14 protein-coding genes are annotated in these 14818 nt (G+C 61.2%); all 14 read left to right on the plus strand.

Annotated elements, in window-relative coordinates; all coding sequences use genetic code 11:
- The first annotated feature begins 126 nt into the window (after positions 1 to 126).
- Positions 127 to 2025: a molecular chaperone DnaK gene (dnaK, locus tag ACVIGB_RS33870; RefSeq protein ID WP_456719401.1), complete on the plus strand. Its 1899-nt coding sequence runs from the start codon at positions 127 to 129 to the stop codon at positions 2023 to 2025.
- Between the two features lie 149 nt (positions 2026 to 2174).
- Positions 2175 to 2672 (plus strand): DUF992 domain-containing protein, encoded by a 498-nt coding sequence (locus ACVIGB_RS33875; RefSeq protein ID WP_456719400.1) that lies wholly within the window; start codon positions 2175 to 2177, stop codon positions 2670 to 2672.
- Between the two features lie 83 nt (positions 2673 to 2755).
- Positions 2756 to 2938: a hypothetical protein gene (locus ACVIGB_RS33880; protein WP_456719399.1), complete on the plus strand. Its 183-nt coding sequence runs from the start codon at positions 2756 to 2758 to the stop codon at positions 2936 to 2938.
- 83 nt (positions 2939 to 3021) lie between these two features.
- Complete coding sequence (locus tag ACVIGB_RS33885; RefSeq protein ID WP_456719398.1) at positions 3022 to 3930, plus strand: DnaJ C-terminal domain-containing protein; 909 nt, start codon at positions 3022 to 3024, stop codon at positions 3928 to 3930.
- Positions 3927 to 4208: a chaperone modulator CbpM gene (locus ACVIGB_RS33890; protein ID WP_456719397.1), complete on the plus strand. Its 282-nt coding sequence runs from the start codon at positions 3927 to 3929 to the stop codon at positions 4206 to 4208. Before ACVIGB_RS33885 ends, ACVIGB_RS33890 begins: the two co-directional genes overlap by 4 nt.
- 137 nt (positions 4209 to 4345) lie before the next feature.
- Complete coding sequence (locus ACVIGB_RS33895) at positions 4346 to 5734, plus strand: sigma-54-dependent transcriptional regulator (protein WP_229165124.1); 1389 nt, start codon at positions 4346 to 4348, stop codon at positions 5732 to 5734.
- Positions 5735 to 5745: 11 nt separating this feature from the next.
- Entirely contained in the window at positions 5746 to 7749 is a 2004-nt protein-coding gene (locus ACVIGB_RS33900) for a sensor histidine kinase (RefSeq protein ID WP_456719396.1), read from the plus strand.
- Positions 7750 to 8366: 617 nt separating this feature from the next.
- Positions 8367 to 8759: a hypothetical protein gene (locus ACVIGB_RS33905; protein WP_456719395.1), complete on the plus strand. Its 393-nt coding sequence runs from the start codon at positions 8367 to 8369 to the stop codon at positions 8757 to 8759.
- Between the two features lie 361 nt (positions 8760 to 9120).
- Entirely contained in the window at positions 9121 to 9717 is a 597-nt protein-coding gene (locus ACVIGB_RS33910; RefSeq protein ID WP_456719394.1) for a superoxide dismutase, read from the plus strand.
- Positions 9718 to 9720: 3 nt separating this feature from the next.
- Positions 9721 to 10134, plus strand: coding sequence for a thioesterase family protein (locus ACVIGB_RS33915; RefSeq protein ID WP_229165128.1), 414 nt, complete (start codon positions 9721 to 9723; stop codon positions 10132 to 10134).
- Positions 10135 to 10184: 50 nt separating this feature from the next.
- Entirely contained in the window at positions 10185 to 12797 is a 2613-nt protein-coding gene (gene clpB / locus ACVIGB_RS33920; protein WP_456719393.1) for an ATP-dependent chaperone ClpB, read from the plus strand.
- A 57-nt stretch (positions 12798 to 12854) separates the two neighbouring features.
- A complete protein-coding gene (locus ACVIGB_RS33925; protein ID WP_456719392.1) occupies positions 12855 to 13082 on the plus strand; it encodes a DUF2171 domain-containing protein in 228 nt (75 codons plus the stop codon).
- Positions 13083 to 13171: 89 nt separating this feature from the next.
- The gene (locus ACVIGB_RS33930; protein ID WP_456719391.1) at positions 13172 to 13426 is read left to right on the plus strand and encodes a DUF2171 domain-containing protein; all 255 of its coding nucleotides are present in this window, start codon (positions 13172 to 13174) and stop codon (positions 13424 to 13426) included.
- 412 nt (positions 13427 to 13838) lie between these two features.
- Positions 13839 to 14804, plus strand: coding sequence for a Dyp-type peroxidase (locus tag ACVIGB_RS33935; protein WP_456725015.1), 966 nt, complete (start codon positions 13839 to 13841; stop codon positions 14802 to 14804).
- The last annotated feature ends 14 nt before the right edge of the window (positions 14805 to 14818 follow it).

The following is a 14818-nucleotide window of genomic DNA, read 5'->3' on the forward strand; positions in this document are numbered from 1 at the left end:
TATCGACGAACGACACGCACACGCATTGGACGCCGATAGCTTCGCCGCGCCGGAATGGTGGTCAGGCGAGCAACCTGCACCAGTTCGGTGAAGAACAGCAAACAGGAAAAACAGGAGGGTGCGACAGTGGGAAAAGTAATCGGTATTGATCTCGGAACGACGAACTCCTGCGTTGCCGTCATGGACGGCAAGAACCCCCGCATCATTGAGAATGCGGAAGGAATGCGCACAACACCGTCGGTCGTGGCGTTCACGAGCGACGGCGAGCGCCTCGTGGGTCAGCCCGCACGCCGCCAGGCGGTGACAAATCCCACCAACACCATCTTCGCGGTGAAGCGCCTGATCGGCCGTCGCTATGACGATCCGATGGTCGAGAAGGACAAGAAGCTCGTCCCCTACACGATTATCAAGGCCTCGAACGGCGATGCCTGGGTCGAGGCCGGCGGGAAGTCCTATTCGCCGTCGCAGATATCGGCGTTCATCCTGCAGAAGATGAAGGAGACCGCCGAGGCCAACCTTGGCGAGAAGATCACGCAGGCGGTCATCACCGTCCCCGCCTATTTCAACGACGCGCAACGGCAGGCGACCAAGGATGCCGGCAAGATCGCAGGCCTGGAGGTGCTGCGCATCATCAACGAGCCGACGGCCGCAGCGCTCGCCTATGGTCTGGAGAAGAAGAAGCAAAGCAAGATCGCGGTTTACGATCTCGGCGGCGGTACGTTCGACATCTCCATTCTCGACATCGGCGACGGCGTGTTCGAGGTCAAGGCCACCAACGGGGACACCTTCCTCGGTGGTGAAGATTTCGACATGCGGTTGGTGAACTACCTGGCCGACGAGTTCCAGAAGGAGCAGGGCATCGATCTGCGCAAGGACAACCTTGCCCTGCAGCGGCTCAAGGAGGCCGCGGAGAAGGCCAAGATCGAGCTCTCGACCACGACGCAGACCGAGATCAACCTTCCGTTCATCACGGCCGACGCATCAGGTCCCAAGCATCTCCAGGTCAAGCTGACCCGCGCGAAGTTCGAATCCCTGGTCGACGATCTCGTGCAACGGACCATCGAGCCCTGTCTCAACGCCCTCAAGGACGCGGGCCTCAAGGCCCAGGATATCAACGAGGTCGTCTTGGTCGGCGGAATGACCCGGATGCCGAAGATCCAGGAGATCGTGCAGAAGATCTTCGGGAAGGAGCCACACAAAGGTGTCAACCCCGACGAGGTTGTCGCGATCGGCGCGGCGATCCAGGCCGGCGTGCTGCAGGGTGACGTCAAGGACGTTCTGCTCCTGGATGTCACGCCGCTGTCGCTTGGTCTCGAGACGCTGGGTGGCGTGTTTACGCGCCTGATCGAGCGAAACACCACCGTTCCGGCGAAGAAGAGCCAGGTGTTCTCGACGGCCGAAGACAATCAAAGTGCGGTGACCATTCGCGTTTTCCAGGGCGAGCGTGAAATGGCCGCCGACAACAAGTTGCTCGGGCAGTTCGACCTGATGGGTATTGCCCCGGCGCCGCGCGGTGTGCCGCAGATCGAGGTCACGTTCGATATCGACGCCAACGGCATCGTCAATGTCTCGGCGAAGGACAAGGCGACCGGCAAGGAGCAGCGCATCCAGATCCAGGCGTCCGGCGGCCTGTCCGAAGCCGACATCGAGCGCATGATCAGGGAGGCCGAGGCGCACGCGGTCGAGGACAAGAAGCGCAAGGAAGCCGTCGAGGCGAAGAACACCGCAGAGGCGCTGCTGCATTCCGCGGAAAAGACGGTCGCCGAGCATGGCTCTAAGCTTTCTGATCCCGACCGTCGTGCGGTCGAGAACGCCATGTCGGATCTGCGCGAGGCGCTGAAGGGCGACGATGCGGCTGCGATCACCACCAAGGCGAGCGTGCTCCAGCAGAGCGTGATGAAGCTGGGTGAGGCGATCCACGCTGCGTCGCAAGGGACGTCCGGCGCCAGCCCGGGTCACGCTGACAGCAACGTCGTCGATGCCGAGTTTACGGAGATCGGCGACGACGAGAAGAAGTCGATGTAGCGAGGCTGCGGCCGGGGCCTCCCGCGCATACACAAATATCGGCTGGTCCGGGCGACGCGAATTGCCCGGACCGCCTCGATCGGTTCACTCAGGCTCTATCCTTGATGCCCAGTAGGCATCGTCTTCCAACTCACAAAAGGGGGTTTCTCATGCGACGTCATCGGGGTCTTTCCATCGTTATTGCCACCGCCATGCTGAGCGCGCTTGTGTCGCCCGGCCTTGCGCAGCAACCGGCGCAACCGGCACAGAAGGTGCAAGTCGGCGTGCTCGAGTGCCTCGGTGGCGCGACCGTCGGATTCCTCGTGGGGGCTGTTGTCAATCTTCGATGTGTCTTGCGGATCAACGGAATGCCGGAAGACTATTACGTTGCGACAATGCAGAAGCTCGGCCTCGATATCGGCTTCACGGAGACCACGGCGCTGGCCTGGAATGTGTTCGCGCCCGTGGTGCAACCCGGTCGCGGCGACCTTGCCGGCACCTATGTCGGGGTCGACGCCATGGCGGCGGCCGTGGTGGGCGTGGGCGGAAACGTGCTGCTGGGCGGCTCGAACAACAGCATCGCGCTGCAACCGCTCAGCGTTCAGGCGTCGACCGGCGTGATCATTGCCGCCGGCGTCGAGAGCCTCACCTTGCAACCGGGGCGATGACGCGGAGCGTTGCGTTCAAGAGCCGTTCGGTCTTCTGAATCGAATGCCAGCCACAAGGCTCCTCGCAAGATCAGGGAGAAACCATGGCAATAGACCACGGAGGCAATGGACAGCTTGACGACGGCAAGCCGCGTTTGACGGAGGATGACATCGCGCGGGCCAAGCTCGGCCCGCGGGGTGTGCCGGGGGAGCCGGATCCGACGCGGATGACGCCGCAGCAGGCCAAGAACTATTCAGGATATGTGGACCCGGGCCATGTTGCATAGCGTCAGCCTGCCATCGAACAGCACCGCGGCTCGCGAACTTTTCCGTCACGCGATCCCGACGTCCCGATGCCGGGAGACCTGAAGTGGCGACCAATCCATACGATGTGCTCGGCGTCTCATCGTCGGCTTCCGCCGCCGACATCCAGAAGGCTTATCGCAAGCTGGCAAAGAAACTTCATCCGGATCTCAACCCCGGCGACAAGAAAGCCGAAGAGAAGTTCAAGGAAGTCGCGGCCGCCTACGATCTGCTCGGCGATGCCGAGAAGCGGAAACGGTTCGACGATGGAGAGATCGACGCGTCAGGTGCGGAACAGCCGCAACATCATTTCTACCGGGATTTCGCCGGCGCGGACGACGGTCATCCCTACACCAGCGGCGCCGGCTTCGCCGATTTCATGGACGGCGAGGACCCGTTCGCTGAGCTTCTCAAGCGCAGTCAACGGGCGCGCGCGAATCGTCGCGGCGCAGATTTGCACTATCGGCTTGCAATCGATTTCGTGGATTCGATCACGGGTCGGAACAAGCGCATCACGTTGCCGGACGGCGGCGCATTGGATGTGAAGATCCCACCCGGGCTGGTCGACGGTCAGATCCTGCGCCTGAAAGGCAAAGGTGCGCCCGGCACCGGCAGGGGCGGGCCTGGCGATGCGCTTATCGATGTGGAAGTCCTGCCCGACCGGCGCTTTACGCGCGACGGTGACAACATATCGCTGGAATTGCCGATCTCGCTGTCTGAGGCTGTTCTGGGCGGGCGGGTGCGCGTCCCGACGCCGACCGGCGAAGTGACGATGTCGGTCCCGAAGGGATCGAACACCGGGACGACGCTTCGCCTGCGCGGAAAGGGCGCACCGCGCCATGGCGGCGGAAGCGGCGATGAACTCGTGAAGTTGAAGATCGTCCTGCCGAATTCGCCGGACCCGGAGCTTGAGGCGTTCGTGTCGGGATGGGGCAAGGGCAAGGAATTCAACCCGCGCGAAGGCGGTGCATCATGATCATGAGCAGGCAGGAGTTTCTGATTGCTTCCGGTGTGCGGGGGCAGACCTTGGAATTCTGGCTCGAGCAGGAGTGGCTGATCCCGGAGCGGACCATCACCGGGATGACATTCACCGAGGGCGACGTCGCCCGCGCGCGCTTCATTCAGGATCTTGCGGCCGGAATGGGAGTCAACGACGAAGGCATCGATGTGGTGCTTCATCTCGTGGACCAGCTTCATGGCATGCGGCGGGTGCTTGCGCGGCTGCATGATGAGGTCAGCGGAGAGGCGACCTAGTCTTCGCCGTGGCGGCAGCCGGAAATCGGGTCGGCGCCGGCGTACGAACGTTGAAACGGGCTTTTGCACGGATGTGATGCTGTGGTTCTTGGGCCTGTCCCCTGTTAGGGTACAGGCGGCGTCAGGAGAAGGGCCGAATGTCGGAGGATTCAACCCAGGAAGTTGTCGAACCTGTCGGCGGCCCGGAGTTCGGCCCTTGGCTCTCGCAGGCGTCGATATTGGTTATCGATGATGAGCCCGGCATCCGCAACTTTCTCGTCAAGATTCTGCGGCCGCGTTGCAAGCTGATCGAGGAGGCGGCGGATGCCAAGGAGGCGTCGCGCAAGCTCGACAGCCGGCATTTCGATGTGGTCATCCTTGACAACGTCATGCCCGGGAAAGCCGGTCTCGATTGGCTTGCCGAACAACGGGCGATCGGCTTCTTCGCCGATGTGATCCTGATGACGGCCTACGCCGACCTCGATACAGCCATCGTGGCTTTGCGGGCCGGCGTCGTCGATTTCGTTATCAAGCCGTTCCGTTCCAATCAGTTGCTCAACGCCGTGGCCCGATGCCTGGACCGAACGCGGCTGCAGCGAGAGAATTACGTGCTGCGTCATGAATTGACATCCGCTTCATACGAAACGTTCCTGCGTAACAAGCTGCTGGGTCAGTCGGGCGCCATACAACAGGTGCGCGATATCATCGCGCGAGTTGCTCCGTTGCCGACGCCAGTCTTGTTTACCGGCGAATCAGGAACCGGCAAGGAGGTTGCCGCCCGCTCGCTTCATTCCCTCTCCAATCGCGCTGACAAGCTCTTCGTGCCGATCAATTGCGGCGCGATTCCCGCCGATATGATCGAGAGCGAACTGTTCGGCCATCTCAAGGGAGCGTTCACGGGTGCAGGACGGGCTCGCGAGGGCCTGTTCATGCACGCACAGGGCGGGACCGTGTTTCTCGATGAGATCGGCGAATTGCCGTACACGCTGCAAAGCAAGCTGCTGCGCGTTCTCGAGGATCGCCGCGTGCGTCCCGTTGGGGCGGAACGAGAAGTCCCGTTCGACGCCCGCTTCGTCTTCGCCACCAATGCCGATCTGCCAAGCCGGGTCGAGGCCGGCAGTTTCCGCGCTGATCTCTACTTCCGAATGAATATCATGCAAATCGGCATGCCGCCGCTTCGAAACCGCGGCGAGGACGTCCTTGAGCTCGCCGCAATATTCATGCGCGATATTTCCCAGCAGCTCGGCATGCCTGCCGTGCCCATGGGCGAGCGTGTGCGCGCGGCCCTGACGCACTACGAGTGGCCCGGGAATATCCGGGAGCTGCGCAATCTGATCGAGCGGACCATCATTCTCGGAACCTTCCCAGAGGATTTCGAGAGAGCCCTTGATCATGGCGAGAGCGGCGGGGAGAGTCTTGCTCAGGTGGAGCGACGCCATATCCTGGCTATCCTTCGCGAGACAGGCGGAGATCGCGACGAAACTGCGCGGCGGCTTGGCATCTCGCGTAAGACGGTCGACCGCAAATGCGCAAGCTGGAAAGTATAGCCGTTCGCTCGATGAGCAATCGGCCCTCGGTTCGCTATCGATTGCTGGCGATCGCCCTCGTGCCGATGCTCGTGATCCTCCCGCTACTGCTGGGGATCAGCATCTATCGCTGGAACACCAAGTTCGACGAAGCGCTGCTCTCCAAGGTCCACGATGATCTGACCATCGCGCATCAGTATCTCACCCGCATCATGGAGAATACGGAAGATCAGTTGGCTTTCGTCACCGGCTCCGCGCGGTTTCAGAAGATTTTGCAGAAGCAAGGTGGTGCTGATGACGATCTTGCGGCACTTCTCAATGAAACTGCGCAAGCCCGCGGGTTTGATTTTCTCTATATCGTGGTCGACGGCGGACATATCGTGGCCAGCGAATATCCCCTTGCGTCGGCCTCCGTCCGTTGGAACTGGCCGGTCATCAGCACCGCGCTTGACGGGCACGCAAGGACGGCGATCGACGTTTTCGAGGCGACCGAGCTTTCGGCGGTATCGCCTGATCTCGCGCGGCGGGCACGAATCGATCTCGTTCCGACGGTCGGAAGCGCTCCGAGCACAAAGGCGGAGGAAACGCGCGGCCTGATCCTTCAGTCGGCCAACCCGCTGATGCTGCCCGACGGTCGGCGTGCTGCGCTGGTAAGCGGCATCCTCTTGAATCAGAATCTCGCCTTCGTCGATACGATCAATGATCTTATCTATCATGGCCTGGGCCTGCCTCAGGAGAGCCGTGGCACTGTCACCCTGTTTCTCGATGACGTACGCATCAGCACCAATGTGGAGTTGTTCGAGACGCAGCGTGCGATCGGCACCCGTGTGTCGGCGGCGGTCCGCAAGGCCGTCCTCGACGACGGCGGCAGCTGGTTCGACAGTGCATTCGTCGTCAACGACTGGTATGTCTCGGGCTATGAGCCGCTGCTCGATAGCTACAATCATCGCGTGGGAATGCTCTACGCCGGCTTTCTTCAAAAGCCCTTCACCGAAGCGAAGCGCCGGACGTTGATCGAGATCGCGGTTGCTTTCCTGGTTGCCGTTGCCGCGACTGTCCCGTTGTTTCTGAGATGGGCCGCGGCGATCTTCCGTCCTCTCGAGAGCATGACAGGTACAATTACCCGGGTCGAACGGGGTGAGCTCGACGCCCGAACCGGGCATGCTGGCGATCAGGACGAGATTGGTCGGGTTGCGCTCCACCTCGATCGGCTCCTCGACCAGCTTCACGAGCGCGATACCCAGCTGCGGCAATGGAATGAGGAGCTCAATCAGCGCGTCGAGGAGCGTACCAGCAAGCTGCAACTCGCCAACCAGCAGCTGGAGGCAACCACCAAGCAGCTCATCATGTCGGAGAAGCTTGCTGCGATCGGTGAAATCACCGCCGGCATCGCGCATGAGATCAACAATCCGATCGCCGTCGTGCAGGGAAATCTCGAAGTCATCCGCGACCTGATGGGGAGCAAGGTCGATGCCGCGAAGACCGAGTTCCGGCTCATCGACGAGCAGTTGCAACGGATCAGCGAGATCGTCACCAGACTGCTTCAGTTCGCCAAGCCGCAGGAATACGCGGGCTTCGTGGAGCAGTATCAGCCGGACGAGATCGTGAACGATACGTTGCCGCTGGTCCAGCACCTGCTGAACAAGACGACGATCACCGTCGACAAGGAGTATCGCGCATCGCGCCCGATTTCGATGAACAGGACCGAGCTACAGCAGGTGCTTGTGAATCTGATCGTCAATGCGATTCACGCAATGCCCGACGGCGGACGGCTGACGCTGCGGACGTTTGATCGCCAGGAAGGTCTCCGTCGTGGCGTTGTGATCGAGGTCGGCGACACCGGCGCCGGCATGACGCCCGATATCATGCAACGGATCTTCGATCCCTTCTTCACGACCAAGAGACGGGAAGGCACCGGCCTCGGGCTATCAATTAGCCAGATGCTCGTGACCCGACAAGGTGGTAGGATCTCGGTCGAAAGCGAATTGGGAAAGGGCACGACCTTTTCGGTCTGGCTGCGAGAAGCTCCCGGCTGACCGCGAGAGATAGTTTGCCCGACCTTTCGAGGTCAAGGCGATCGCGGTGCAACGATTCGCCGTGGCGCAGCGTTAGACACGTGAAAGCGACGTGGCGCGAATTGCGTCGCGCGATGGTCAATTACAATGGAGGATTTCGACGAACAAATTCGCCGGTCAGTTTGTTTGACCTGGCACTGACAAATTGTCTTTATCCCGGTGAGAACTGTCACGCTATGAGGCTGATTTCGTTGCTGGTTCGATTTGGCACGTCAGTTGCTCGATCTCCCACGATATCGGCAGGAGTTGCGATCCGTTGTCTTCAAAGGGAGTTGCCGCCATGTCACGTCACAACAAGATGCCACCTGTCCCGCCTGCGAACCGGAGTCCAAAGGGGACCGGATCGGAACCCGACCGCAATGCCGGGCCGCAGCCGAAGGGAAAGGCGAAGAACACGGCGGAGCAAGGCGAAACGGCCAACATTCGTGAGAACACGACGAATGCCGGGTTCTTCCATGGCCGCAGGGTCAAGTAGAGACCTGAGTGCGCGCGTCGTTATCCGATCAGGCGGCTAGAGCCAGGGACCGATCAAACCCGGGCCGGTCGAGGATCCGTTTTCACAGGTGAGGAGATCCGCAATGCCTGTTGTATCGCTGAACCAGCTCACGACCGATCTTCGATCATACGCTGCTCAACTTGTCGAGCAGGTCGGCTTCGTGCCCCAGGCGATGGATCGGCCCTTGGACGCGGGCGACTTGCTTTTCTACCTCAGCGAAACGTCGATGCCGATGGCCGCGTTCCTGCGCAAGCACGGTCTGTTTTCCGATGCCGACGGCCTGCACTACGACCTTGTGCAGTTCGGCGTCATAAGTGATCTGGCTACCAAGGTCATCAACGAAAGAAGGGCCGGCAATCTTGAGGGCGTTTGGAGGGAATTTGATCTCTCTACGGATGACGATATGGACAATGATGGCGGATATATCCTGACTGCGCTTGCAGCACTCGAGTTGATGTACGGACCGAAGACGTAGGACGGCGGGCGGGTCGCGCATCAAGGCTTGTGCGAGCATCCGATGCGTCGAGTGAACCGCGTACGTCGCTTGCTGTCGCAAGAACGTCTGTTCAAGCCTCGTCTGGTTCCTGCCATCTCGGACAGTTTGTCTCGCGTTGTCTCGACAACTTGTCCAACGGCGCGTTCTTGTCGCTCTGTAACGTATTGATATTCCGCGCCGTTTGAGTTGGCACGTCGGTTGCTGAGGAAGTATCCGTCGGATCGGCGCGATTGCGACCTGGCGGATCGCGATACGCACTATCGGCATGAGCGATCGAGCCTACGTCGATAGCAAACCCGGATGTTCGCTCACACAGCAGATCATGAGCCGGAGAAGTCACATGTCGTTTTCCCTCCCCGATCTACCCTATCCCCATGATGCGCTCGTTCCCTACATGTCGAAAGAAACGCTCGAGTATCATCACGACAAGCATCACGCGGCCTACGTCAACGCTCTCAATACGCTGATCAAGGGCACGCAATGGGAAGGCAAGAGCCTCGAGGAGGTCGTCGTCGGCTCCTTTGGAAGGAGCACGCCGCTCTTCAACAATGCGAGCCAGGATCTCAATCACACGTACTTCTGGAAGTGGATGAAGCCAGGAGGCGGCGGCGCGATCCCTGGCAGCCTCGAGAAGCGGATCAACGCGGATATCGGCTCGACCGAGAAGATGAGGGACGACTTCGTGGCAGCTGGTATTGGCCAGTTCGGCTCTGGATGGTGCTGGCTGGCCGTGAAGGATGGAAAGATCGTCGTGATGAAGACTGCGAACGGCGAAAGTCCGCTTGTGCACGGCGCCAAACCCATTCTCGGCTGCGATGTCTGGGAGCACTCGTACTACATCGACTATCGCAATCGCCGGCCCGATTACGTCAAGGCGTTTCTCGATCACCTCGTGAACTGGGACTATGTCGAGGAACTGTTCCAGAAGGCGGTGTGAAACATGAAGCCGGTGCCTCTTGGCGCAAAGGGCCGCTTCACGCTCGACGTGAAGCCGCAACATCTGGCCAGCCAGTTCAAGGACCCGACGCTACCGCCGGTTCTCGCGACGCCGGTGATGATCCTTGCGATGGAGAATGCGGCGCTCAACGCCGTCCGGAGCTATCTCGAACCCGGAGAGGCGGCGGTCGGGACTGCGGTCGACGTCCGGCACATCGCCGCGACGCCGGCGGGACAGCGGGTGACCGCAGAGGCCGAAGTCACCGGCGTCGATGGACGGCGCCTGGTCTTCGCGGTGACCGCCCATGACGAATCCGAAGAGATCGGCAGCGGCACCCATGAGCGCATGGTGATCGACCTCGGTCGATTGGAACAGCACCTCGAGGCGAAAAGGGCGCGCTCGCCGACGGGTCGATAAAATCGGAACGGAGACGACATGCGCCGGTGTTGCTGGCTTGAGGTGGTTCCATGAACGTTGAAAAGTATACCGATCGCGCGAGAGGCTTCATCCAGTCCGCACAGTCGCTGGCGACGCGGGAGGGCAACCAGCAGTTTACGCCTCTTCACATCCTCAAGGTGCTACTCGATGACGGCGAAGGTCTGGCGGGCGGCCTGATCGACCGCGCCGGCGGCAATTCGCGGGCGATCCTCAAAGCAACGGAAGCAGCGTTGAACAAGCTCCCGAAAGTATCGGGAGCCGGCTCGGGACAGGTCTATCTCGCGCCCGAGACCGCCCGCGTGTTCACCGCGGCAGAGCAGGCAGCGGGGAAGGCGGGAGACAGCTTCGTCACGGTCGAGCGGCTGCTTCAGGGCCTGGCTTCGGATCGAAACAGCGATGCGGCTGGACTTCTGAGAGATGGTGGCGTCACGCCGCAAAATCTGGAGGCTGCGATCAACGCGCTGCGCAAGGGGCGCACGGCCGACAGCTCATCGGCGGAGAACGCCTATGACGCGCTGAAGAAGTACGCCCGTGACCTGACGCAGGCCGCGCGCGACGGCAAGCTCGATCCGGTGATCGGTCGCGACGAGGAGATCCGCCGCACCATCCAGGTGCTCTCGCGCCGCACCAAGAACAACCCGGTGCTGATCGGTGAACCCGGCGTCGGCAAGACCGCCATCGTCGAAGGGCTGGCGTTGCGCATCGTCAACGGCGACGTGCCGGAGAGCTTGAACGACAAGAAGCTGCTTGCGCTCGACCTGGGCGCCTTGATCGCCGGTGCGAAATATCGCGGCGAATTCGAGGAGCGGTTAAAAGCGGTCCTGAACGAGGTGACGGTGGCCGAGGGCGGCATCGTCCTGTTCATCGACGAGATGCATACGTTGATCGGCGCCGGCAAGACCGACGGCGCGATGGACGCCTCCAACCTGCTCAAGCCGGCGCTGGCCCGCGGTGAATTGCACTGCATCGGCGCCACCACGCTCGATGAGTACCGCAAGCATGTCGAGAAGGACGCGGCATTGGCGCGGCGCTTCCAGCCGGTGTTCGTGTCGGAGCCGACGGTCGAGGATACGATCTCGATCCTGCGCGGTCTCAAGGAGAAGTACGAGCTTCATCACGGTGTTCGCATCTCGGATTCGGCGCTGGTCGCGGCGGCGACGCTATCGAACCGCTATATCACGGACCGCTTCCTGCCGGACAAGGCGATCGACCTCGTCGACGAGGCGGCCGCCCGGCTGAAGATGCAGCTCGACTCCAAGCCCGAGGAGCTTGACAACCTCGATCGCGAGATCGTCCGACGGAAGATCGAACAGGAGGCGCTCAAGAAGGAGAACGATGCCGGCTCGGAGAGCCGCCTGCAGACGCTGGAGAAGGAATTGCTCGATCTCGAGAAGAGGTCGGCCGATTTGACGTCGAAATGGCAGGCCGAAAAGGGCAAGCTTTCCGACGCACAGAAGATGAAGAGCGAGCTCGAGCGGCTTCGCACCGAACTCGCGAATGCACAGCGAAAGGGCGAATTCCAGAAAGCTGGTGAGCTTGCCTACGGCAGGATCCCCGAACTCGAGAAGAAGCTTGCCGCGGTCGAAACCAGCGAGAGCACGTCGACCGGCGAAACGGTGACCGCCGACAACATCGCGCAGGTCGTGTCGCGCTGGACCGGGATTCCGGTCGACAAGATGCTGGAAGGCGAAAAGGAGAAGCTGCTCCACATGGAGGAGGCGCTCGGCAAGCGCGTCGTCGGTCAGGCCGAAGCCGTACGCGCCGTGTCGACGGCGGTGCGCCGCGCGCGTGCGGGGTTGCAGGATCCCAATCGCCCGATGGGCTCGTTCATGTTCCTCGGACCGACCGGCGTCGGCAAGACCGAGCTCGCCAAGGCGCTTGCCGAATTTCTGTTCGACGACGAGACGGCGATGGTCCGGATCGACATGTCCGAGTTCATGGAGAAGCACTCGGTCGCGCGGTTGATCGGCGCGCCGCCTGGCTATGTCGGCTATGACGAGGGCGGCGTATTGACCGAGGCGGTGCGCCGGCGACCGTATCAGGTGGTGCTGTTCGACGAGATCGAGAAGGCGCATCCGGATGTGTTCAATATCCTGCTGCAGGTGCTCGATGACGGACGCCTGACCGACGGCCAGGGCCGCACCGTCGATTTCCGCAATACGCTGATCATCATGACCTCGAATATCGGGGCCGAGCTGCTCGTCAACCAGGGGGAAGGCGAGAAAACCAGCGCGGTGCGCGAGCAGGTCATGACGATGGTGCGGGCTCATTTCCGGCCCGAGTTCCTCAACCGGATCGACGCCATCATTCTTTTCCATCGGCTTCAGAAGAACGAGATGGGCCGGATCGTCGAAATCCAGTTTGCGCGGCTCCGTCGGCTGTTGGACGATCGCAAGATCGAGCTGTCGCTCGACGCCAAGGGGCGGGATTGGCTGGCCAACAAGGGATGGGACCCGGCATACGGTGCCCGTCCGTTGAAGCGCGTCATCCAGCGCTACCTGCAGGACCCGCTGGCGGAGATGCTGCTCGCTGGTGATGTGCGCGACGGTTCGCAGGTCAAGATCTCGGCGGGCAAGGACGGCCTCAACTTCAACGGCAAGGCCGCGCCGACCGCGGACCAGGACGATGAAGTCATGATTTGAGGCCGTGATCCGAGGCGGCGGCGGACATCAGGGCGAAGCGAGGACTGACGAGGAAGCATGGCGACGGACGAAATCAGGGAGAACATGGAGGTCGTCGGCTTCGATGGCGATCATCTGGGCACGGTGGACTGCATCGAGGGTGATCGTATCAAGCTCAAGAAGCGCGACGGCGGTTCGCACAAGAAGCATCATCACTATATCGGCCTCGATCTCGTCAACAACGTCGAGGGCCACAAGGTTCGGCTTTGCTGCGACGCCGACATCGCCAGGCTTTTCGAGGACTGATGGCGTGGCGGCAGGGGAGCGTGTCGAGGGCTCCCAGGCCGCTGAAAACAATCTCGGACTAGTTAGAAATTGGACAGGAGAACCAACTCATGGCGGACCAGATCAAAGGGAATATGGAAGTCATCGGCGCGGACGGCGTTCACGTCGGCACAGTCGATCGTGTCGAGGGCGATCGCATCAGGCTCAAGAAGTCCGACAGCTTTGCTCATCACGAAGGTCATCATCACTACATTGAAATGGGCTTCGTAGCGGGTGTCGAAGGCGACAAGGTTCGCCTCTCCGCCAATGCGGATATTGCCGTCACTCTGGAAGAGGAGAAGTCGGGGCGGCCGGTCAAGCTGTGATCGGCAGTCGTGTCGCTCGTGCCAGGTGCGAGAGACGGCTTGTCCGGTCTGGGCCGGACAGGCACTCCCGAGAGCCAGGGCTCCCAAGCTAGCGGTTGACGTCGTGACGCCTGCGCTCTGGCACGTCGCTTGCGCGATCCCGGAGCGGAAGACGGTAGGTCCCGTGTTTCAGGAAGGTTGGTAAAATGGAAGAGTACGATCTCTACATCAATGTGAAGAAACCGGCGATCGGACTGTATGTACGCAAGGGCGCAAATCTCCCTGACCTTGCGGACAAGGGCGATTGGATGTTCGACGGCACCTGTGCCCAGGACCTGGTGCCCTCGAGTGTCATCTTGGGCGTGAAAGCCGACGGGCACGCTTTTCGAGACATGGATTAGAGACCTCTCAGAGGTGTCCAAAGGAGCAAGGTGTGCCGTCTGCTGTTCCGCAACCGGTCGTCGCGCGTCTCACGCGGGCGGCCATCTTCCTGGTCGTGACGGTCAATTCGGGACCTGAAAGCGACGTCGCCGTGCGTGGTCTCTGCGCGGACCTGTCCTCGCTGTTACGGGCCGTCGGCTTCCGTGACCTCGAGGGGCGGTTGTCGTGCGTCATGGGCATAGGTTCCAGCGTCTGGGACCGGCTGTTTGGCGCGCCGCGACCGAAGGATCTGCATCCGTTTCAAGAAATTCGCGGCGTGCATCATGCGGTTTCGACGCCGGGCGATCTTCTCTTCCACATCCGTTCCACTCGCATGGATATGTGTTTCGAGCTCGCAGCGCAGATCATGTCGCGGCTCGGGAACGTCGTGACCGTTATCGACGAGGTGCACGGCTTCAAATACTTCGATGACCGCGATCTGATGGGCTTTGTCGATGGGACGGAAAACCCCGTCGGCGCAGACGCCGAACGCGCAACCGTTGTCGGCGAGGAGGATGCGCCCTTCGCCGGCGGAAGTTACGTCATCGTGCAGAAGTATCTGCACGATTTGGCGCGCTGGAATGCAGTGCCGGTCGAGCAACAGGAAAACATCATCGGTCGACACAAGCTCTCCGACATCGAGCAATTGGACGCGGCGAAGGCGCCTTATGCGCACAACGTCCTGACGACCATTGTCGAGGATGGTGATCAACTGGAAATCGTTCGCGACAACATGCCGTTCGGCGAGTTCGGCAAGGGCGAGTTCGGCACCTACTTCATCGGATACGCGCGATCGCCGCATCGTATCGAGCAGATGCTCGAAAACATGTTCGTCGGCCGGCCGCCCGGAAACTACGACAGGCTGCTGGACTTCAGCCGCGCCGTGACCGGCGCACTGTTCTTCGTGCCATCGGCGAGTTTCCTCGACGACGTCGAGCCGGAACTTGCGTCGAAGGTGCCGGCTGCCAAATCCAAATGATGGAAATCCGTGCA

It is taken from the genome of Bradyrhizobium sp. USDA 4341 (assembly GCF_054063755.1).